The 20,886-nt window shown below is 63.6% G+C and carries 15 protein-coding genes and 4 pseudogenes; 5 read left to right on the top strand and 14 right to left on the bottom strand.

What is annotated here, in order from left to right:
* Positions 1-20: 20 nt before the first annotated feature.
* The 6 genes from trxA to BJP07_RS06950 form a co-directional block, all read right to left on the bottom strand.
* A complete protein-coding gene (gene trxA, locus BJP07_RS06925; protein WP_071566759.1) occupies positions 21-344 on the bottom strand; it encodes a thioredoxin in 324 nt (107 codons plus the stop codon).
* A 30-nt stretch (positions 345-374) separates the two neighbouring features.
* A complete protein-coding gene (trxB, locus tag BJP07_RS06930) occupies positions 375-1,325 on the bottom strand; it encodes a thioredoxin-disulfide reductase (RefSeq protein ID WP_071566760.1) in 951 nt (316 codons plus the stop codon).
* A gap of 579 nt (positions 1,326-1,904) precedes the next feature.
* Positions 1,905-2,456, bottom strand: a complete 552-nt coding sequence (locus BJP07_RS06935; protein ID WP_071566761.1) for a sigma-70 family RNA polymerase sigma factor — start codon at positions 2,454-2,456, stop codon at positions 1,905-1,907.
* A gap of 83 nt (positions 2,457-2,539) precedes the next feature.
* Entirely contained in the window at positions 2,540-5,848 is a 3,309-nt protein-coding gene (locus BJP07_RS06940; RefSeq protein ID WP_143109697.1) for a lipid II flippase MurJ, read from the bottom strand.
* 1 nt (position 5,849) lies between these two features.
* Entirely contained in the window at positions 5,850-8,315 is a 2,466-nt protein-coding gene (locus BJP07_RS06945) for a DUF6049 family protein (RefSeq protein WP_071566763.1), read from the bottom strand.
* The gene (locus BJP07_RS06950) at positions 8,312-9,064 is read right to left on the bottom strand and encodes an NUDIX hydrolase (RefSeq protein ID WP_083584141.1); all 753 of its coding nucleotides are present in this window, start codon (positions 9,062-9,064) and stop codon (positions 8,312-8,314) included. The genes BJP07_RS06945 and BJP07_RS06950 overlap by 4 nt, the downstream gene beginning before the upstream one ends.
* A 149-nt stretch (positions 9,065-9,213) precedes the next feature.
* Between BJP07_RS06950 and BJP07_RS06955 the strand changes: the two genes are divergently transcribed.
* Genes BJP07_RS06955 through BJP07_RS06970 form a run of 4 tightly spaced genes read left to right on the top strand, consistent with a single transcriptional unit; the run spans position 9,214 to position 12,279 of the window.
* Positions 9,214-10,635 (top strand): CCA tRNA nucleotidyltransferase, encoded by a 1,422-nt coding sequence (locus BJP07_RS06955; protein WP_071566792.1) that lies wholly within the window; start codon positions 9,214-9,216, stop codon positions 10,633-10,635.
* On the top strand, positions 10,628-11,236 hold the full coding sequence (locus BJP07_RS06960; RefSeq protein ID WP_071566764.1) for a YqgE/AlgH family protein: 609 nt from the start codon (positions 10,628-10,630) through the stop codon (positions 11,234-11,236). Before BJP07_RS06955 ends, BJP07_RS06960 begins: the two co-directional genes overlap by 8 nt.
* Positions 11,237-11,950, top strand: coding sequence for an AzlC family ABC transporter permease (locus tag BJP07_RS06965; RefSeq protein ID WP_071566765.1), 714 nt, complete (start codon positions 11,237-11,239; stop codon positions 11,948-11,950).
* Positions 11,947-12,279, top strand: a complete 333-nt coding sequence (locus BJP07_RS06970) for an AzlD domain-containing protein (protein ID WP_071566794.1) — start codon at positions 11,947-11,949, stop codon at positions 12,277-12,279. The genes BJP07_RS06965 and BJP07_RS06970 overlap by 4 nt, the downstream gene beginning before the upstream one ends.
* 639 nt (positions 12,280-12,918) lie before the next feature.
* Here the strand turns inward: BJP07_RS06970 and BJP07_RS06975 are convergent.
* Positions 12,919-13,371, bottom strand: coding sequence for a hypothetical protein (locus tag BJP07_RS06975; RefSeq protein ID WP_071566766.1), 453 nt, complete (start codon positions 13,369-13,371; stop codon positions 12,919-12,921).
* Positions 13,372-14,002: 631 nt separating this feature from the next.
* Between BJP07_RS06975 and BJP07_RS06980 the strand changes: the two genes are divergently transcribed.
* Positions 14,003-15,223, top strand: coding sequence for an HNH endonuclease signature motif containing protein (locus BJP07_RS06980; protein ID WP_071566767.1), 1,221 nt, complete (start codon positions 14,003-14,005; stop codon positions 15,221-15,223).
* Here the strand turns inward: BJP07_RS06980 and BJP07_RS06985 are convergent.
* The 7 genes and pseudogenes from BJP07_RS06985 to BJP07_RS11575 form a co-directional block, all read right to left on the bottom strand.
* The gene (locus BJP07_RS06985) at positions 15,220-15,528 is read right to left on the bottom strand and encodes a hypothetical protein (RefSeq protein WP_071566768.1); all 309 of its coding nucleotides are present in this window, start codon (positions 15,526-15,528) and stop codon (positions 15,220-15,222) included. The genes BJP07_RS06980 and BJP07_RS06985 overlap by 4 nt on opposite strands.
* A 6-nt stretch (positions 15,529-15,534) precedes the next feature.
* Positions 15,535-16,509, bottom strand: coding sequence for a bile acid:sodium symporter family protein (locus tag BJP07_RS06990; protein WP_071566769.1), 975 nt, complete (start codon positions 16,507-16,509; stop codon positions 15,535-15,537).
* Between the two features lie 40 nt (positions 16,510-16,549).
* Positions 16,550-16,897 (bottom strand): Rieske (2Fe-2S) protein, encoded by a 348-nt coding sequence (locus tag BJP07_RS06995; protein WP_071566770.1) that lies wholly within the window; start codon positions 16,895-16,897, stop codon positions 16,550-16,552.
* Positions 16,898-16,911: 14 nt separating this feature from the next.
* A pseudogene (trpA, locus tag BJP07_RS07000) lies at positions 16,912-17,768 on the bottom strand (tryptophan synthase subunit alpha).
* Between the two features lies 1 nt (position 17,769).
* Positions 17,770-18,925 (bottom strand): annotated as a pseudogene (gene trpB, locus BJP07_RS07005) (tryptophan synthase subunit beta).
* 9 nt (positions 18,926-18,934) lie between these two features.
* A pseudogene (locus tag BJP07_RS07010) lies at positions 18,935-20,280 on the bottom strand (bifunctional indole-3-glycerol phosphate synthase/phosphoribosylanthranilate isomerase).
* Positions 20,267-20,874 (bottom strand): annotated as a pseudogene (locus tag BJP07_RS11575) (anthranilate phosphoribosyltransferase); the annotation flags it as partial. The pseudogenes BJP07_RS11575 and BJP07_RS07010, both read right to left, overlap by 14 nt.
* Positions 20,875-20,886 lie beyond the last annotated feature (12 nt).

The following is a 20,886-nucleotide window of genomic DNA, read 5'->3' on the forward strand; positions in this document are numbered from 1 at the left end:
ACTATTCTACGTCGAACAGCCTACAGGTACGACTCAACCTTCTGGAGGATCTGCGCCTTCGGCAGCGCCCCCACAAACTCATCCACCTTCTGGCCATCCTTGAAGATCAACACAGTCGGAATCGACATGACCTGGAACATCATCCCCAGCTCACGCTCCTCATCCACATTCACCTTCACGACCTTCACCTTGCCATCCAGCTCAGTCGCAAGCTCATCCAACACCGGCGACAACTTCCGGCACGGAGCACACCACTCAGCCCAAAAATCCACCAACACCGGCGTCGAAGCCTCAACAACCTCAGCCTTAAACGTGTTCTTCGTCACATCAACAGGTGCACTCATTATTCCTCCTTGAATACAGTTCTCTCTATCCTAAAGCGCCGCAAGGAAATGCTGCGCATCCAACGCCGCCCGGCACCCCGAACCAGCCGCCGTAATCGCCTGACGATAATGGTTATCCACCAAATCACCACACGCAAACACACCCGGCACGCTCGTGCGCGTCGAAGGGGCGTCGACAAGGACGTAGCCACCCTCATCCGTGGCCACCTGGCCCTCCAAGAACGCCGAACGCGGATCGTGCCCAATCGCCACGAACAACGCCGTCGCATCCAACACCGACTCCTCACCCGACTGCACATTCCGCACCTTCAGGCCCCCGACCTTGCCATCCTTCTCGACGACCTCTTCGACCACCGAATGCGTAATGAACTCAATCTTCTCATTCGCCCGAGCGCGCTCCAACATAATCTGCGACGCGCGGAAATTCTCCGAACGGTGAATAATCGATACCTTCGACCCAAACTTCGTCAAAAACGTCGCCTCCTCCATCGCCGAATCACCACCGCCCACAACAGCAATGTGCTGATCCTTAAAGAAGAAACCATCACACGTCGCACACGTGGACACACCACGACCCGTCAACTCAGCCTCACCCGGAATACCCAAGTGACGCGGCGCCGCACCAGTAGCCAGAATCACCGCGCGAGCCTGATAGACATCATCCCCAACGAACAGCTTCTTCACGTCCCCGCTGAGATCCACCTTGTCCACCAAGTCAGACTCCAGACACGCCCCGAACTTCTCCGCTTGCTCACGCATCTGCATCATCAAATCCGGGCCCATCACCCCGTCCTTGAAGCCCGGGAAATTCTCCACCTCCGTGGTGTTCATCAGCTCGCCGCCGTACTCGTAACCCTCAAACACCAGCGGGTTCAGCTCCGCGCGTGCTGCATACAGCGCCGCTGTGTACCCCGCCGGGCCCGAGCCGACAATAATCACGTCATGAATCTGGTCTTGCTTCTCGTTGGTCTCGTTGGCCATGGAAACTCCTCGTAGATTTGCTCTGTCTGGTGTGTAAACGTAGTAAGTCTACTGTTTGTTCCAGACGTGTGCTTCTTCCTTGCTTCTGCCCTGCATAAGGAGGTGCGCACCAGATTCCCGCTCCCGGGGTTGGTGACCTGGGGAAACGCCGAGGGTGCCTAGGGGGAATCCGTGAATGTGGTGTCACTCCGGCCGAACGGAGTGGCAAAGGGCGCATCCTACTTTCTGTGACCTGGGCTTTTGCCGGGGTCGGTCGGCAGGGTTGCGTCTCTTGTCACTCGTTGCCCTGTGTGCACCAGATTCCTGCTTTTCGGGAGGGTGCCGTCGCGTTCTCCCAGGTCGCTGGTGCTGCGTGAAGGAATGTGGTGTCACTCCGGCCGAACGGAGTGACAAAGGAAGCACCCCACTTTTCGTGACCTGGGCTTTTGCCGGGGTCGGTCGGCAGGGTTGCGTCTCTTGTCACTCGTTGCCCTGTGTGCACCAGATTCCTGCTTTTCTGCACATCGATTTTGAAAAGGCCAGGTCGTAGATCGGCGGTGAGGGAATTTGGTGCGCGCCTAACTTTCCTGTGGCGGGGAGCTAGCAGACCTCTTCCATGTGCTCGAGCATCATGGCTCGGGCGCGGGCGCGGCGGGACTTCATGGTGCCGGGCTGGACGCCGCACGTGTCGGCGGCGGATTGGAGCGACATGCCCATGATGTCGATGAGGTAGACGGCCTTCCGGTGGGCCTCCGGCACGACGCGGAGTGCATCCTTGACGGCGATGAGGCGATCCAGGTTGGCGGTTGGGTCGTGGGCGAGGCGGGGGTCCTTGTCTTGGGGGATGACGTCGTAATCGTCGAGGGAGACGGTGTACTCGGCGCGGCGACGGCGTTGGTGGTCGAGGCTCGCGTTGGCGACCAGGCGGTACAGCCAGGTGGACACCTTCGACTCGAAGCGGAAACGATGCAGGTGGCGCGACGCTTTCAGCAGGGCGTCTTGGACGATGTCCTGGGCGTCCTGCTCATTGCATGAGTAGCGAAGGGCCACGCCGAACATGTTGCGTTGGTGGCGTCGGACGATGACGTTGAAGGCGTGGACGTCGTCGGCGATGTAATCGTGGACGAGTTGGTGGTCTGTTTTTCTGCGCATGATGCACCCTCCCATTGCTGATGCATCCAGTGTGATGCATCAGCCCCAGGAAGGGAAGCGCTTTTTGTCCACCTTGGTGGACATCACCGGAGGTTGGTGCGGCCGATGAGGGTGATGTCGCGAAGGATGATGTCCTGGCCGGACACGTTGAGGATCAGGCCGGTGAGTTCCGGTGAGTCCTCCACATCGATGCCGTTTTCGCCACTGAGGAACGTGCCCTCCTGTAGCAGCGGCAGCTCGGCGGGGCTGCCGTTCCACGAGGCACCCGTGGGCAGCCCGTAGAGACGGAACGTGTCGCCGTTGGATGGGGTGTCGACGATCACGTGCTCCAGGGTGAACCCGGTGCGGGCGGTGGCCCCTTTGCCTGGTCGGAGTTCGACGCTCACTTCGTCCGAGCCGGTCCAGGTGGTGGAGCGGTCGGCGTCGACAAGCTCGGGGGCGGATGTGCCCTCGATGGTCGCGCGCATCGGGGTGAGTAGCACGGGCAGACCCTTGACCTCCTCCTCGACTTCCTCCGCGCCAGACTGTACGGAGTCGACAGTGACGGGTGCGTTGGTGTCGTCGCCGGAGAGGAACCCGACGAGGTAGGCGGTGAGCGCCGCGATGACGATGACCGCGCCGACCGCGAGCGACAGCAGCACCGCCAGCGTGACCGGGCGGTAGCGGCGGGAGCCGAAGCCGCCGCGCAGGTCCTTCGGCTCCTCCGGCTGCTCCTCCACCGGCTCGACGGGGTCGATTGCTTCGGCGGGTGCGTCCTCTGGTTCGTCGCGGGTGAGCTGGCGCTCGAGTTCGCGGAAGTCGTGGGACTCGATGGCGTCGGCGTCGACGAGGGCGCGGGTGGTGCTGGCGACGTCGGCGAGGTCATCGGAGTCGACATTGGTGGTCAGCAGCTGCAGCGCGGAGGCGAAGGCGTCCGCGTCGTCGGCGGCGGAGGCGTCCGGCAGGACGGCCGGGAACGCGAGGCGCACGTGGCCCTCGCGGTCGATACGGAGGCGCTGGCGGTTATCCAACCCGAGCGGCACCCCGGCCTCGTGGGCCGCGGCGATCGCGCCCGCCAACGGGGCAAGCGCGTTCGCCACCGCGTCCGTGTGCAACGTCTGGCCGGACTCGGCCACGGCGCGGACCGAGGAGCCCTCCACCCAGTCCGCAACCACGAGGGCGCCCGTGCGGTAGGACAGGATCTCGATGTTCTCCGGCAGCGCCGGGTGGCGCAGCATCGCGAGCTTGCGCGTGCGGCGCGACACACCGGCCGCGTCGATCGCGGCCTGGCGTGGCGTCGCCGGCGCCATCGGGGCCATGCCCGTCGTATCGACGAACGTCAGCGCCACGGAGCGGCCCGTCGACACCTCGCGGGCCTGCCAGAACCTGGCGCCCGTCGTGGAGCCGTGATCGCGGATGAGGCGGAAACGGCCATCCGACACCGACGCACCCGGCACCAAGCGGGGGCCTCGCACGACACCGGCCGACATCGGCGGCGGCACCGGCGACGCGTTGAACGTGTCGGCGGCGAGGAACTGCTGCGACATATCCCGCAGGTCCACTTCCCCGACCTCGATCGCCGCGTCCTCGTCCGGGCGGATGAAGCGGCCCACACCCGGGATGCGCGCCAGCGCGCGGCCCAGGTTCTGCACCTCCGGCAAACCAGAACGCGACAGCACCAGGCCCGTCGCCACCACGAACAGCACGCCGAGGACGATCACCTCAAGCAGGAAGCCCAGCGACGGCAGCCCGATGAGACCGCCGAGGAAGGATGGGGCGTCGACACCCGCGACATCGCGCACGAGCCAGCGGACCAGGAACGTCACAGCGATACCGATCAGCGCCGAGGCCGCCGCCCACAGCGACGTATGCAGCACCGAGCGGGCCTCCAGCGTGCCCAACTTACGACGCAACAGCAGCGCACCAATCACCGCGCCGGCGACGAAACCGAAGCCGTTCGCCGCACCCAACAGCACCACCACCGACTGCGTCGAGTCCGCGACCAGCGGCGCAAGGTACGACAGCACTACCTTCGTGATCGTGATGCCGGCGATGATGAACGTCGGCGTCCACGCCTCCTCCCGCGCGTAAAACACACGCAGGTGCAGCATCACCAGGGCGTACGGGATCAGGGTGAACGCGGAGAAACTCACCGTCAGGCCCAGCGTGCGGGCCGTGTTGCCGTCGAAGTTGCCGTACGCGAACAGCGCATGCCCGATATCCGGGCCGAGCGCCGTCATAAAGACAATGATCGGGATCAGGGCGATGAACGTCAGCTTCGTACCCAGCGTCAGGTCGCGGACCACGGCGGCGTCGTCACCGTCGGCGGCGTTGCGGGACAGGCGCGGCATAATCGCCGTCAGCAAGGTGACGCCAATGATGCCGTAGGGCACCTGCAGCAGCATCCAGTGCTGCTGGTAAATAATCGGGGCGGCGTCGCTCGCCATCGACGCGATACGCGTGGTCACGATGTAGCCGACCTGGCTGATACCCACATAGGTCACGATCGCCAGGGCCATCCCGCCGAACACCTTGAGGCGGTCGTCGATACCCCACAACGGCCGCAGATTGATGCCGAGCTTGCGCAGCGCAGGCAACATAATCAAGCACTGCACCGCCACACCCAACGTCGTACCGACGCCCAGCAGCAGCACATGCGGATTCGCTATCGACGCCGGTGCTGCGGGATTTAAGCTGCCTGGCAACATCATGTAGCCCAGCAACACCGCAATGGAAACGATATTGTTCGCCACCGGCGCCCACGCACCCGGACGGAAATGCTCCTTCGTATTCAGCACCGCCATAAACAGCGAGAACATGCCGTAGAAGAAAATCTGCGGCAGCACCAAATACGCAAAGGATGTCGATTGCGCGACGTTGACCTGCCCCTCATCGTCCAGGAAGAGGCGCGTCAGCAGCGGCGCGGCGGCCACCGCGATCACGGTCACCACCGTCAGAATCGTCAGCGTCAGCGTGAACAGCTGGCGGATAAAGCGCTCCCCGTGGTCGGGGTCCTCCTTCTCCGCACGCACCAGCACCGGCACGACCAGGGCCGTCAGCACCGACCCCAGCACGATCTCCGTAATGATGTTCGGCAGCGTATTCGCCGTATTAAATGCCGACGCCACCGCCGGGCCCAACGCGGCACCAATCAGCACCGTGCGGATGAAGCCCGTGATGCGGGAAATCAGCGTCGCGATCGCCATCGAGCCCGTCGCCCGCACCACCGAAGCGTTGCCCTGGACGGGCTCCGGCACCGCCGCCGACGGGTCCGCCGTCAGCGTCGAACGGTCCGGAGCTTCGGCCTCCGTGGTGTCGATAAGTTCTGGGTTCTCTCGCGGGGTGGGCACCGGCGCCGGCGGCGCAGGGGGCACGATTCGGCCACGCGTACCAGCCCGAGGTTGCTCAACCACGTCAGTCTCCAATCAAAGGTGGGTGTTCATTGTCCAAACGTTGCTCTGTTGTAGGACTACGGGGCGCCGCCCGCGCCCTGCGTCGGCGGCCCACGGAATACATCAGCATCAGGGCCACCAGCACGCCAAGCCCGGCGACGAGTGCCCAGCCCTCCACGGCGGCGCCCGCCGTGCGCACCGAAATGTTTACTGGCTGCGAGATCGGGCTGCCGTCGGCACCCGCTAGGTACAGCTGCAGGTCAATACTGCGTTGGTCCTCCGGGTAGTCCGCCGTCATCTGCACCGTTTGCGAGCCGCGGGCCGGGATCCGCATCGTCGTTGGCACGTGCAGCGTGATCGGGCCGCTCGCCGCCTGGAACCGAATCGTGGTCTCCACGGGCAGCGGCATCCCGTTCTGCGCCACAATCAGCAGCGGACTCGACGGGGAGGTCCGCGTGTACACGTTGCCCGGCGGAATCAGCGTTATCGACGCCCGCAACGCCTGCAGCGTGTCTCTGCTGCCCCGCAGGCGCTCGGCCGTGGTCCGTACGGTGGCGTCGTAACGCGAGAGTGCCTGGCGCTCCTGCATGCTCAGGGCGGCCAGCACGTCGCGGCGCAGCGGTAGCGTGAACCCGTAGCGGGTCAGCGCCACCTGCGGGTCATTCGCCAGGAGTTGCGTCAAGTCGTCTGTGAACTCGGCCTGCTGGGAGGCCGTCAGCACCTCCGCGTCCGACATGACCGTCGGGTCCGGAAACAGCGTGCCGACGCGCGTCGCCACTGGCACCGCCGCCGGGTCGGGCGTGTTCAGGAAGTCGCCGAAACTCATCGGCGCCGCCTTGCCTTCCCGCACGAGGTCGGCGACCGTCCCCAGCAGCAGTGCGGCCGAGTCGGCGTCCCAGCCGGCCGGCGGGTTCACGAACACCGGTTCCTCCGGAGTCGCCTCCTGCACCGCCAGCCGTAGCGCGGACGCCGCGTTGATCGCGCGCGCCCGTTGGGAGTCCATCTCGTACCGGAACCGGAGTGCGTCATTTGAGTAGCCGACGGTCGCGGGCGCGGAGCCGACCGTCGCTAAGACTGAAGCCAGCGAGTCCTGGAACTGCACCGCCATCACCCCCGGCGCCACCCACGCGGCGTTGCCGGGGCCCGGGTGGTCGACGCTGCTGCGCGCCGCCAGCACCTTCACCGGGTGCGCAGGCGCCGCCGGGAACACGTCCGCCGCATCCGGCAGCTCGTTACGGTCGAGCGCCGCCTGCCCGTCCCCGTTTATCGACGCCCGCTCCGCCCGAGCAGCCTCCCACTCCCCCTGCAGTCCGTGCTGCGGAATGGCCGAGTCGATGTGGTTCGCCCAGCCGAAGGCAGGCGCTGCGTCTTTCGTGATGTAACCGGCGCCCGGAATGACGGCGTTGAGCGTGCCCGCGGTGCCGAGCTCCTGCTCGAGCACGAACGGGCCGCGCTCCAACGCTTCCCGCATTAACCACTGGTCACCGGTGCGCGCAAGAGTGTTGATGTCCACGTTCTGCCACGGCAGCGCCACTGTGCAGCCCTTCGCGGCGACGCTGCGCAGCTGGGTCAGCCATGCCTTCGCGTCCGCGGAGCCGGTGCCGGGCTCGCCCTGGGCGGTGGTGTCGTCGGTATTCCAGCTGTCGCGGAGCCGTTTGGGTTCCACGGCGACGGGCGGGCGTGTGGTGGTCACGCGGTAGCCTTCCGCCATCCGCGCGACCGTATCCACGAGGGCCGGGTCGAGTCCCACGCACGTGGCGAAGCCGACGCCGGGCTCCTCCACGGCCTCCTCGTACTGGCTGAGCAGCCGCTCGAGCCGCCCGCCTGGCGCGAGTTGGTGCGCCAACGTCTCCGACTTCAGCAACAGCGGGGCGCGCTCCGGCGCTTCTCCGGTCTCGCCGGGCACGATGTCTATCGGCGCGGTGATCGGGTACAGCGCGGTCATCGCCGGCGCAGGGTCCTCGGAGGGTGCGCCGCGCACTGAAATGTGGAAGCGCTCGGTGTCCAGCGTCGTCGCGCCTTGTTTCAGCTCGAACAGCAGCGGGTACGTCCCCGCGCCCGGGAGCTCCACGTCCAGCTCGACCTCAGCAGACTCCCCCGCCCCAAGCTCCTTTTCGACGTCCACTCCGCGCCCCACCACGCCGTACTGGCTCACCGAAGCGACCGCTGCCGCCCGCTGGTCCAGCACGGAACCAGTTGCCGCTCCGCGGCGCGGCACCACGCGCAGGTTCGCCAGGGGCGCGTCCGTGGCGTTGTGAATGCGAAGTTTCACGTGAAACATTTCGGCGGCGTTGACGGCCGAGGGGGCGTCGACAAGCGTGACGGAGGCACGAGTGCCCTCCCCCGGGCGAACCGCCGGGTTCACCCACTGCGAAGCCACCGCCGAATCCCCCGGCGACGTCGGCGCCGGCAGAGCACCCGCCGTGACCGGCAGCAGGCCCAGCGCCGCCACCGCAACCGCCGCGGCTCCCCTCCGCACACTGCTCATCGTGGCGTCAACCTTCCGGCCGCGGCCTCCTTGCGCGCGAGATCCGGCATTCTATTCACCGCGATCCGTGCCAACTTGCGCTCATCCGCGTACGCCAACCGCTCAATCAGCTGGTTCATCGGCACCCACGCGACTTCCGTGACTTCCGGGTCTTCGTCGTTAAACACCCCGTCGACGTAACGCAACAAATTGTGGTGCACGGTCTTATGAATACGGACGCCCTCAGAAATGAACCAATAATCAATCACACCAAGCGTATTGAAGGCCTCCCCGGTAATCCCGGTTTCCTCCCACACCTCACGTTCCGCGGTACGCCACTGGTCCTCGCCATCCTCCACGTGACCCTTCGGCATCGACCACAGCAGACGGCCCCGGCGATCCAGCCGCCCAATCAACGCGACGTAAATCTTCGACAGGTCCACCTTGTCATGCTGGTCCACAGCCTCAGCCATGCCCGACACCACCAAGCCGCCCGCACTCGTCTCGTTCCGGGTCTCCAGCGATGAATCAACCGGCCTCTGCTGCCTCTTACGTGCCGACGCGCCCCGCCCCCGCCGATTCGACCCGCGACGACGCTGCTGCTGCGACCCCCGCTTTTTGGCGTGCGAACCACGCCGACGGCCACGCCGCCGCTTCGGGGAGTCACCCCCCGCCTTCGAGTTAGCGCCGTCCCCGCGCCCCTTCCCGCCAGAGTTCGAAGACTTGCGCTCCGACGGAGGAACCGGCTTCGGCCGAGTGTTCTCAGTCATTCAATTCATGGTATCCGCACTGGCCACGTTTGTGGTACTTAACAGCACCCGGGAAGCAAAGTATCGTGTGAGAGGTGACAAAGACTGAAGAAACACACCGGTGCCCATTCGACCTCCCCGAGCCTTCCGACCCGAACGCCGTCGCGGCGTTGCAGGTTCGGGCCGAAGGGGGCGTCGAGAAGCTGAGTGGCTTGCTGACGCCGCTCGCCCAGCGCTTTGTGGAGCGCGGCGAGCACCTTTATCTTGTCGGCGGGCCCGTGCGCGACGCGATGCTGGGCAAGCTCGGGCACGACCTCGACTTCACGACGTCCGCCCTGCCCTCCACCGTGCAGGAAATTCTCGACGAGTGGGGCGAGACGACCTGGGACACCGGCATCGAATTCGGCACCGTCGCCGCCGTGCGCGAGGGCCAGCAGGTGGAGATCACAACGTTCCGCTCCGACCTCTACGACGGCGTGACGCGCAACCCCGAAGTCACCTTCGGCGACACGCTCGACGGCGACCTCGTGCGACGCGATTTCGCCTGCAACGCGATGGCCATCGAGCTCGACGTGGTCGACGGCGCGCTCCGCCCAATCTTCCACGACCCCGTAGACGGCATCAGTGACCTGCTGCAACGCCGCCTGGACACCCCGCAGGCGCCCGAGGTTTCCTTCCGCGACGACCCGCTGCGCATGCTCCGCGCGGCCCGCTTCGCCTCCCAACTCGGCTTCGAGGTGGCCCCGCGCGTCTTCGATGCGATGCGCGACATGGCAGGTGAGATTGAACGGATCACGGTCGAACGCATCCAAGCCGAGCTGGACAAACTCATGTGCGGCATCGCCCCCTGGGAGGGCATTGACCTGCTGGTTCGGACCGGCCTCGCCGAGTTTGTGCTGCCCGAGGTGCCCGCGCTGCAGCTCGAGCAGGACGAACACATGCAGCACAAGGACGTCTACGCACACTCGCTGACCGTGCTGCGCCAGGCAACCGAGCTCGAGGACGACGGCCCTGACCTCAAGTTGCGGCTCGCTGCGCTACTTCACGACGTCGGCAAGCCCGCCACCCGGGCCGTCAAAGAAGGCGGCGGCGTGAGCTTCCACCACCACGAAGTCGTGGGCGCGAAACTAGTGCGCAAGCGCCTCCGCGCGCTGAAGTATCCGAAGCACGTGATCAGCGATGTTGGCCAGCTGGTGTTCTTGCACATGCGTTTCTACGGCTTCGGCGACGGCAAGTGGACGGATTCGGCGGTGCGTCGCTACGTCACTGACGCTGGCGACCTGCTCGGCCGCCTGAACAAACTTGTCCGCGCCGATTGCACCACGCGCAACCCGCGCAAGGCCCGCCGCCTGCAGCGCGCGTACCAGGAGCTCGAGGAGCGGATCGAGACGCTGGCCGAGCAGGAAGACCTCGCGCGGATCCGTCCTGACCTGGATGGCAACGAGATCATGCGGATTCTGGACCTCAAACCGGGCCCCGAAGTTGGCGAGGCCTGGAAGTACATGAAGGAACTTCGTTTGGAGCGCGGCGAACTCGACCACGACGAGGCCGTCGCCGCGTTGAAGAGTTGGTGGGAGGAACGCAATGCCTGAGTACTTTTACGGTGACCGCCTGTTCACGTCACTCGAGCGCACCGAGCCTGACAGCGGCATGTTGCTCGTCGCCGCTCCGGGGATGTACTCGCCGGATTTCGCACGCACGGTTGTCCTCGTGATTGAGCACGGTGAGCAGGGCACCCTCGGCGTCGTGCTCAACCGGCGTTCCGACGCCGCCGTGGTGAGCGTGCTGCCCGAGTGGGAGGCACTCGCCAGTGAGCCATCGGTGATGTACTACGGCGGACCCGTCAGCCCGAACGCAGCTGTGGGCCTGGGCGTGACGCGCAACGACGTGGACATCGCCGAGCACCCGACGCTGACCAGGCTGGCGAACAAGCTGGTCCACGTGAACATGCATGAGCCGGCTTCCTCTTTCTCTGATTTGCTGGAGGGCTTCCGCCTGTTCGCCGGGTTCTCCTCCTGGGACGTTGGGCAGCTCGACGAGGAGATCGAGCGCGGGGACTGGTACGTCGCCCCCGCCCTGCCGTCCGATGTAATCACGCCTGCGAGCGTCGATTTGTGGTCCGACGTCCTGCGCCACCAGCCGATGCCACTGCCCTTGTTCGCCACCTTCCCGTCGGACATTGAGGACAACTAGATGCATGTTTCACGTGAAACATTGCGCGAACTTGGGCTCGGAGTGCGCGACATGTGGCTCGTCGGCCTCGGCGTCGTCCCGCTCGGGTTAGCGTTTGGCCTGCTCATGGTGCAGTCCGGGTTCGTCTGGTGGTGGACACCAGTCTTCTCGATGCTTATCTACGCCGGCTCCACCGAATTCCTCGCAATCCCGATGGTGCTCGGCGGTGTCGGCCCAGCCTCAGCCGCGATGACCGGGTTCATGGTGAACTTCCGCCACCTTTTCTACGGCCTCACCTACCCGCTCAACTCCATCCGCTCGACGTTCGGTCGCCTCTACGCGATGTATTCACTGACCGACGAAGCCTACGCCGTAGTCAGCGCCCGCCAGCAGACAACACGCTACACCGGACCGCGACTCCTCGCCATTCACGTGTTGTGCCAGGCACTGTGGGTTTTGTCCGGGATCGTCGGCGCCATCATCGGCGAGCGCCTCCCCGGCACGATCGAGGGCATGGATTTCGCCCTGACCGCACTCTTCATCGTCCTCGCCTACGAAGCCTTCCAAGCTTCGCGCGACCTGAGCGCCGTGCTTATCGCCGCCGGGATCGCGCTCGTGGCGGCATTCGTCGTGCCGGGGCAGATGCTGATGGTGGCGTTGATTGCGTATTTCCTCGTCCTATTGGTTCGATTTTGGGTACCGGGCGTCGACAAGCGATTGGAGTGGAAGCGATGAGCGGCCTACCTACCGGCGTCGACCTGCCCATGGTGTGGGCCGTTATCGTGCCCGTCGGCGTGGTCACGGTGCTGCTGCGCTCGCTGCCGTTCGCGCTGCGAGGATGGCTGGACGGCAGCCCACTTCTCGACTTCCTCCGCATCTACATGCCCGTAGGCGTCATGATCGTGCTCGTCCTGTACACCTTCACCAGCTCCGACCAGCCGGTGTGGGTCGGCGTGCTCGTCGGGCTCGTGACGCTCGCCCTCCACGCGTGGCGACGCTCCCCCGCCCTCTCGATCCTGGCCGGCACCGGCTTGTACGTCGCTTTGGTCAACGTAGTGTTGTAGTAAAACGTATTACTGAATAGAAATCTGGCTGATAGATTGAATCTAGTTGTCAAAGCCCTGGCAATTTCACCCTCTGCATTCAGGAGAGTTCCACGAAGCGTTTCGCTACCGCTGCCCTTTCGCTCGCTGTTGTACCGGCACATGCTGGTGAGACTTCGAGCGGTGACGAGGTCACTTCCTCTGTTCAAATCTTGACCCTTCTGCAGCTCGGCAAGAATGGGGTTGCGAAGACCAGGATGAACTTGACCACGCGGATGGGGAAACTGCTTTGGGGTATGTTGCTTGGCGTTGCGGCACTCGGCGGGTTGGCGTTTCTTGGAATGGCCGAACAATAGTTCCGGAGCTAAAGCGCTCGGTCCGAATTTTCGGCCGGGCGTTTTTCTGACTCTGGACCAACTTGTATATCGTCACATACGATAAAGTGGCGCGGGTGCCGGGTAGGGTGAGAATTCTCCGTTTCTGCGTCACATCGGCCACTTGAGACGCTAATGCTCTCAGGAGGCTATTGAGCAACGAATAATAACCACTCGCCCACCCATTGATCGGGAATCAATACGAGCGTCCTGCAACTAGCTACCAACGCAAAAAGGCCCAGCCTTATCGGGAAGGCTGGGCCAGAATGTGGCGTCTATAAGCCGATTAGAAAGGCAGTGCCGGGAGCTGAACGCCAGGGATGACCCCGGCAACGGCAGCGCCAGCAACGCCAAGAAGTGCAATGATCGCAGCCGGTACACCGATCAGGAGGCCGAGAATACCAGCCTTGTAGTCCTTATCGTTGATGAGTTCCTTGACGCAGTCCAGCTCGTCAGACGCCGAGGTGAGCTCCTCGCGAGCCTCCTGACGAGCCTGATCGGCCTTGTTCTTCGCCAGGTCGCCAGCGGTCTTCGCATCAGCCGCCTTCTTCTTGGCGTCAGCTTCCTTCTGCTTCTCAGCAGCTTCAGCCCTCGCCTTGCACTGAGCGTATGCAACGGAAGAGCCGACCTTGGCATCTTTGTCGCTAAGCTGCTTATTGGCCGCGCCGGTAAACGCAGGGCCAGCAACGAGGGAAAGGGACAATGTTGCAGCTGCTGCCGCGGTGGCAAAGCGCTTCATCGGGAGCTCCTTAAAGTGTTTGCGTTGAATGTCAGGAAGTTGGCATTTCTAAAACGCCATCCTGGCCAAGCTGATGTGCGTTACATTCCAACTCAATTCTCGAAAGTAATTCGAAGACTCGTCACCGCGGAATAGATTATCGACGCCGCCATGCCCGCCCACAACAAATTGGAGCTGGAGAGGCGCTCTCTGTTGCCGGGAGAACTTGCCGCAAAGGTCGCGTATATTCCGCGGGGCGGACAACCCAAATTGGCCGGTGTAGCGACCGACCGCGTGTGTGTCAGACTGTCCGCCGCGCGGACACCTGCTCGCCGCTTCCCGCATTCCGCGGCGCGGACAGATATTGCTGATTTCATTACCCATCACTAGACACTCCCCACTGACGTGAGGTGTCGGTCTCGTTATTCCGCGCGGCGGACAACCCCTGTCGGGCAGTGTGGCGATCGAGCGTATGACGAGGTGTCCGCCGCGCGGACACTACCCGCATATCCCGTGGACGAAGGGGGCGTCGAAAAGCTACCCCTCATACTGTCCGCCCCGCGGACACCGCTAAACAATCTTCCACACACCCCTTGACACCACCACTCGAACACGTATACTAAACGAAACAACCAAAACATCAGGGGGAGTCATGCACACCACCATCGACGCAGAAGCAATCGTCAACACCATCGTTGATAGCGCACGCTTGTTCGCGTATTCGCACGCGGAAATCTTGTCAGCGATCGCCGAATTCGACGCCCATAACCTCGCCGAAACGTACGGCTGTGCTTCCACCGGGGCGTGGCTTGCCAGAGTGCTGAAAATGAAACGCACCCGCGCCTATGAATACGCCGCTGTGGCACGCAAACTGACAGGCTTTCCCGCCATCCTTACCGCGTTGCGCAACGGACATATCGACTACACCAGCGTGCGCTACATGCTTGACTACGCCACGTATGCCAACGAGGAAGAGTTAATCAACATTGCGACGCACTCTGGCTACCAAGGGTTAGTCACCGCGCTTGCCGGGGCGAGCCCTACCGGAGGCGAACCTGCAGATGCCGGTGAAGCATGTGGGTTGCACCTGCGGGAAGACGGTGAATACATTCGTGGCTGGTTTTGTATGAACGCTACTGATGGGGCCGCGTTCCAAGCAGCACTGCGGGCAGGGGCGCACGCCTATGTCGACGAGAACGCTTTGGATGAGGCTGATGCGGCGATGATGCGCTCAACGTTTGGGCTGCCGCCTCGTCGGTTGATGCTGCAATCACTGATGGGCATGGTGCACATGGTGCGCACCGGTGCTGCCAAACACGCGACGATGGCGCCGGCGGCACAGGTGATGGTGCATATGACTACTGATGGGCGAGCATTCTTACCGAATCATATGGCGGCGCCAGCCACGCGGATTGCCAATCTGGTTGATCATGGGGATTTGATGGGTGTGCTCTATGACTCGCAGGGGCAGATGATCAAGTTTGGGCGCAAACGGCGTTTGGCAAGCCCGAAGCAGGTGCAGGTGTTGTTAGGGATGTGGGGGCACAAGTGTGCGGTGCCGGGATGTGGGCATACCAGGTTTTTGCAGACGCATCATATTCGGGATTGGGCTGAGGGTGGTGCAACGGATCTGGAGAATCTTGTGCCGTTGTGTTCGAGGTGTCATTCGTTGGTCACTGATGGGTTTAATCGGGTGGTGAAGCCTGGTCCGACGTTGTTTTTCCGGTTTGCTAGTGGTGAGCAGTGGGTGTGTGAGCCTGGTCGGGTGGGGTATCGCGATGATGATGCGGAAATTGAGATGGATGGGTGGGGTATGGATTCGTTTGCGGATGAGACCGCACCAACATGGGACTGGGACAGACCCAAAACCTAGGCATGGCTGAGAAGGCTGCAGGCCTCAGCCCAAAGGGTCTCGAACTCCTCCATAGCAATTGCCGTCGCGGTGACGCCTTCAAACTGTGCGTACATTTCAGGGTGAGGAACCGTGTCCAGGGGCTTGTTCGCCTGGCCGATGACCTTCCCGTCAACGTAAATGCCGGTGATCGTTTCACTCGGATCCAACTCGATCATCCTGACCATGGTGCACTCGCGCGGGTTGAGCTCCTCCAACTCTGCGATGTTGAGCAGCTCTCCCCCGAGATCCGGTGCGCTGTAATGAATGCGAACGTAATGTTTCACGTGAAACTACTCCTCAGAAGTCGTCGATTGGGCAAGGCGGGAGACGTACGCGGAGCACGTCATCAACTGAATCAGATGGTAGAGCATCAATGGCACAATCAGCACACCGAGCTGCCCTCCCCCGAAAATCACCGAAGCCATCGGCAATCCAGCGGCCAACGACTTCTGGGTTCCACACATTTGGATAGCCACAGTGTCCGCCCTGGAGAATCCCACGTGGCCTGGGACCGCCTTCGTCACCCACAACATGACGCACACGAGCACAAACGCGAACACGGAAAGGAAGACCAATTCAAGCAAAGAAACGTTGGTCCACACTCCAGAAACTACCCCGGCCGAGAATGCCGAATACACAACCATCCAGATCGACCCGCGATCGACAAGCTTCGTAGCCTTACGAGCAGCAAACCCCGCAACAGCGGGCACCGCTGCCCTCGCTACCTGGCCGAGCACGAACGGAAAGAGCAACTGCAATGCAACATTTCGAAACACTGAGGCATCGACATGCACACCGCTATCCGTGCCCATGAGCACCATGACGAGGGCAGGCGTCGCCACGACACCAACTATCGACGACAGGCTCGCCGCCACCACCGCACCCGGCACATTGCCACGCGCGATCCCTGTCAACGCAACCGACGACTGCACCGTCGAAGGCACAAGGCACAGATACAGGATGCCTTGATACACGGACTCCGAGACAAAGGCTGTCGTAGGCCGCATTGCGAGCCCGATCAGCGGGTACGCCACAAAGGTAAACGCCAAGATGACAGAGTGCAATCGCCAGTTCGTGAGCCCTTGCAACGCCTCACGGGTAGACAGGCGTGCACCATAGAGGAAGAACAGCAACCCGATGGCGATTTTGACGGCAACAGAAAACCCCTCGGCAAACGATCCGCGGGCAGGCACAACGAATGCGAGTACCGCGGCGATGATGATGCCGAGGAGCAAGGGGTCTATGCGGCGAAGAAAACCTGGCATGCAGATATGATAGCCACGCCAGGTTCAGTTGGCACCAGTTCTACAGAGACGCGTTGAGGGTCTCGCCCTCTTCGGTCAGCTGTGCTTGAGTAAGGGGGTTCTGCGTCGGACCGGAGACTGCGGAGCCGTCGATAATGCTGAAGACGGAACCGTGGCCGGTGCAGCGCACTGTGTCGCCTTCGACCTTGGTGATTTTCTGGCCCTGGTGTGGGCAAGTTTGGGAGTATGCGACGTACTCGCCGGCGGTCGGCTGCGCGATGATGAAGCCGTCGAGGATGACGGCGCTGCCGACGGGTACTTGGGTCTTGGCAACCTCGGCGGTCGGTTCGGATCCGCAGGCGGCGAGGAACGCGCCTGCGAAGGTGGTGGCGGTGCCGAGGAGGAACATGCGTCGTGAACAAGTCATGCCCTGATAGTAGCCTGTTTCATCGCGGCGACGTAGGAGGACAGCTCGGCTGTGAGGCCGTTGATGTCGGCGATGCGTCCAGGCGCCGGGTGCGTATGCGAGGCGTATTTTGCCACGATGCTCGCAATCGCGGAGCCCGTGATGGCGTCTGCTGTCCCAGCGGAAATGGCGTCGCGGACGTACTGTGACGTGGAGATCCCGAATCCGAGTAGCACCGGGGCACCGCCGTACGCTTGCACGTTGTCCACTACCTCGGGGGCCCGTCGACGGAGGCCTCCTTGTCGGCGCCGGTTAGCCCGTCGCGGGAGATGGCGTAGATGTAGCCACGGGATTGCGCCGCCACGCCCTCGAGCGTAGCGGGCGAAGCCTTGGCTGGGGCGATGTAGATCGGGTCGATGCCGGCAGCAATCGCAGCCTGGCTGAATGGCGCAGACTCGCGGACGGGCACGTCTGGCAGCAGTACGCTGTCCGCGCCGGCTTCCCGGAACGCCCCATAGAACGAAGCAAGTCCGCGCACGTAGGCGACGTTGGCGTAGATGAGCATCCCGATCGGAAGGTCGGGGTAGCGTTTACGGATCGTGCGGAGTTGCGCCAGCGCCTTATCGACGTTCGCTCCGCCATCGAGTGCCCGCACGTGTGCGTCCTGGATGGCGGGGCCGTCGGCGACGGGGTCGAAGCATGGGACGCGGCGTTCGAGGGCGTCGGCTCCGGCGGTGACGGCGGCGTCGATGATGTGGAGGGCGTCGTCGGGGTTGGGGTCGGAAAGCATGATGAATGGGACGAATGCTCCTTCTCCCCTTTCTTGGAGGGATGCGAAAAGTGTTTCGTAACGTGACGTTGTAGGGGTGGACATGTTAGTTGGTCTCTTTTCGTGTATTTTCGACCCATTCGGGGTGTTCGGCGAGTGTTGCGCGCACGTGTGCAACGTCTTTGTCGCCGCGGCCGGACAGGGAAACGAGTATCTTCAGAGGCTCGGCGTCTGCCGGGTGGGTCGCCGCGCGTTGCAGCGCGTACGCGAGCGCACGCGAGGATTCGAGCGCCGGGATGATGTCCTCGTGCCGTGGCAGCAACTGAAACGCTCGGAGTGCCTCCGCGTCGGTTACGGGTACGTACTGCGCGCGTCCGGTCTTGGCGAGGTATGCGTGTTCCGGTCCGACCGCGGAATAGTCGAGCTCGGCCGATATTGAGTAAGACTCAGCAACTTGGTCGTCGTTGTCGCACATCAGATAGGAACGCGTGCCGTCCAGGATGCCGACGGTCCCGGCTGCGATGGCGGCGCCATGCTTGCCAACACCCACGCCCTCTCCCCCAGACTCGACGCCGACGAGCTCGATGTCCTCTTCGTCGATAAAACTTGGCGAACATTCCGATAGCGTTGGAGCCGCTACCGACGCACGCGCAGACCACGTCCGGCAGTCCTCCTGTGCGCTCCAGTATCTGGGCCTTCGCCTCGGTGGAGATCACGCGGAGGAACTCCTTGACAATCTTGGGGAATGAGTGCGGTCCGTCCGCGGTCCCGAGGAGGTAATGCGATTCGTGGAAGGTGGCGGTCCAATCGCGGAGCGTTTCGGCGACGGCGTCTTTCAGGGTGCCCGCCCCGGTGTCCACGCCCACCACTTCGACGCCCATCAGTCGCATGCGGTAGACGTTTGGTTCTTGCCGCGCCATGTCGGATTTGCTCATGTAGATGACGCAGTCGAGGTCGAGTAGCGCGCACGCGAGGGCGGTGGCGGTGCCGTGTTGGCCGGCCCCGGTCTCGGCGATGATGCGCGTTTTGTCCACCTTTTTCGCCAGTAGCGCTTGTCCGATGACTTGGTTCGTCTTGTGCGCGCCGCCGTGCACGAGGTCTTCGCGTTTGAGGAAGATCCCGGCGTTTGCCCCATCGAGGGGGAGGTCGCGGCATTCGGTCAGCGGGGTTGGGCGTCCGAGGTAGTCGCGGAGCAGTGCGTGGTATTCGGCCATGAAGGTGTCGTCGGCGAGGGCGCCGTAGTATGCGGAAAGTAGTGTCATTGCGTGTCCTTATTCGTGGTAGTTGCCGATGGTTTCGAAGGCTCGCCGCAGCGCGCCAGCGTCTTTGCGTCCGGGCTGCGCGGGGTACTCAACTCCGGAGTTGAGGTCGAGCCCTGAGCATCCGACCGCGAGCGCCCCCGCGAGGTTCCCGGGGTGCAGCTCGCCGGCGAGGAGCGAGGCGCCGCGCACTTCGGCCGGGATGTCGGCCCAGCGGAAGGTCTCGCCGGAGCCCCCGTCGTGCGCGTCAAGCGCCAGCGTGTCGACGCCGCCTCGGATTCCCAGCGCTACCTCCGCTCCAGACGCCTCACTCATGGAGACCGCCCTCCAAAGTTCGACGCCCTCCCCTATTTCTGCGCGCCCCCGTTCCACGAGCGAGCGCTCGGCCTCCAGCGAACTCTGGTACGGAGCGTGGACCTGCACGGCGTGAATGCCTGGCAGGATCAATTCGCCGTATCCGGACGTGAGGCGGGAAACGGCCACGTACCGTAGCCCCGGCTCCTGCGCGATGATGTCCGCCGATGTTTCACGTGAAACATTGGGGGGCTCCATGACATCAGTCCGCACACCTTGTTGGGCCCGTACACCAGCTCCCGGGCAGCGAGGTCGATGTCCGGCTGGTTTGTCAGCTGCGACCCGACCAAGAACCCGCCCGAATGTCCGACGAGCTGGCGCACGGTCTCCACGTCGCGGATGCCCGACTCCGACACCACCACCGCGTCGGCAGGTGCCAGTCGGGCCAAGCGCGCGGAGCGTGTCAGGTCAATTGACAGATCGTGGAGTTTCCGGTGGTTCACGCCGAAGATTCTGCCGCCAAGCCGGGCGGCCCGCTCGGCCTCTTCCTCGCTCATCACCTCGATGAGCACGACCATCCCGAGGTATTCGGCGATACCGGCGAGGTGGGCGTAGCTGGCGTCGTCAAGAATGGAGAGCAGGAGCAGGATGGCGTCGGCGCCAAGGTAGCGCGCGGCGTAGACCTGGACGTCTTCGATGATGAAGTCCTTGCACAGCACGAGCAGGTGCGTGCTTGAGGCGACCGTGGCCAGATGGTCGTAGTCGCCGCCGAAGCGCGAGGGTTCGCGCAGGACGGAGATGCCCGCGGCGTAGCGCGAGTACACCGAGCTGATTTTGCCCGGTTTGTAGTCCGCGTGGATCAGGCCGAGGGACGGCGAGGGGGCCTTGCACTCCATGATGAAGCTGGTCCCCTCGCGCTTCAGGTTGTCGTAAACCGAGCGCTCTGAACGCGGCAGCGCATCGAAGTCGATGTGCTCCACGCGCTGCCAGATCGACGGCAAGTCGCCCCTCTCACTAGCGAGGATCTCCTCGAACACGGTGGGTAATTGTTTAGGCACTGTAATCAGCCTCCTCGTATTGTTGCAACCATGCGTGCACGATGCCGTCGGCAAGTAGAATGAGGGCGGGTTGACGCCATCTGCGATGCTGTCGGCGAGGCCGTTCAGGTAGAACATCGCGCCTGCACCGGTAGCAACGGCTGAGCGGTGCGCCTCCGGCCCCTCCCGCGCGAATGTCGCGCGGATCGCGGCGGCGTTCTCCACGCCGTCCCCGCCGCGCAGGTCCTCGAGCGAGCAGCGTGGCAGGCCGAGTTCCTCCGGAGTAAGCACGTACTCGGTGATCGTGTTAAACAGCGTGGACACTCCCAGCGCCTTGCGTACTCGCTGCACGTGCGCGATGGCCGGGTTGTATGCGGGGCCGAAGAGGATCGTGAAGTTGGAGGACTCGAATTGCCGCACAGCGCGTGAGGGGTCCAGGTCGAGCGGGAGGTTGAGCGCTTCGAGCACGTCGGTCGAGCCGGATTTGGAGGACACCGACCGGTTGCCGCGTTTCACCATGGGCGTCCCGCCCGCGGCTGCGACGAGTGATGCCGCGGTGGTGATGTTGATGGTGTTCGCGCCGTCGCTGCCGGTTCCGGCGGCCATGACGATGTCTCCGGTCCGGGCGAGCGC

It is taken from the genome of Corynebacterium sp. NML130628, assembly GCF_001875665.1.
Taxonomy (GTDB): Bacteria; Actinomycetota; Actinomycetes; order Mycobacteriales; family Mycobacteriaceae; genus Corynebacterium.

Excerpts from the sequence above, each read along its gene's own strand:
- BJP07_RS06935 (WP_071566761.1), bottom strand. The coding sequence starts at position 2,456 with ATGCGCAGAAAAACAGACCACCAACTCGTCCACGATTACATCGCCGAC.
- BJP07_RS06945 (WP_071566763.1), bottom strand. The coding sequence starts at position 8,315 with ATGAGCAGTGTGCGGAGGGGAGCCGCGGCGGTTGCGGTGGCGGCGCTG.
- BJP07_RS06990 (WP_071566769.1), bottom strand. The coding sequence starts at position 16,509 with ATGCCAGGTTTTCTTCGCCGCATAGACCCCTTGCTCCTCGGCATCATC.
- BJP07_RS06995 (WP_071566770.1), bottom strand. The coding sequence starts at position 16,897 with ATGTTCCTCCTCGGCACCGCCACCACCTTCGCAGGCGCGTTCCTCGCC.
- BJP07_RS06970 (WP_071566794.1), top strand. The coding sequence starts at position 11,947 with ATGAGCGGCCTACCTACCGGCGTCGACCTGCCCATGGTGTGGGCCGTT.
- BJP07_RS06980 (WP_071566767.1), top strand. The coding sequence starts at position 14,003 with ATGCACACCACCATCGACGCAGAAGCAATCGTCAACACCATCGTTGAT.
- trxA (WP_071566759.1), bottom strand. The coding sequence starts at position 344 with ATGAGTGCACCTGTTGATGTGACGAAGAACACGTTTAAGGCTGAGGTT.
- BJP07_RS06975 (WP_071566766.1), bottom strand. The coding sequence starts at position 13,371 with ATGAAGCGCTTTGCCACCGCGGCAGCAGCTGCAACATTGTCCCTTTCC.
- BJP07_RS06965 (WP_071566765.1), top strand. The coding sequence starts at position 11,237 with ATGCATGTTTCACGTGAAACATTGCGCGAACTTGGGCTCGGAGTGCGC.
- BJP07_RS06950 (WP_083584141.1), bottom strand. The coding sequence starts at position 9,064 with ATGACTGAGAACACTCGGCCGAAGCCGGTTCCTCCGTCGGAGCGCAAG.
- BJP07_RS06960 (WP_071566764.1), top strand. The coding sequence starts at position 10,628 with ATGCCTGAGTACTTTTACGGTGACCGCCTGTTCACGTCACTCGAGCGC.
- trxB (WP_071566760.1), bottom strand. The coding sequence starts at position 1,325 with ATGGCCAACGAGACCAACGAGAAGCAAGACCAGATTCATGACGTGATT.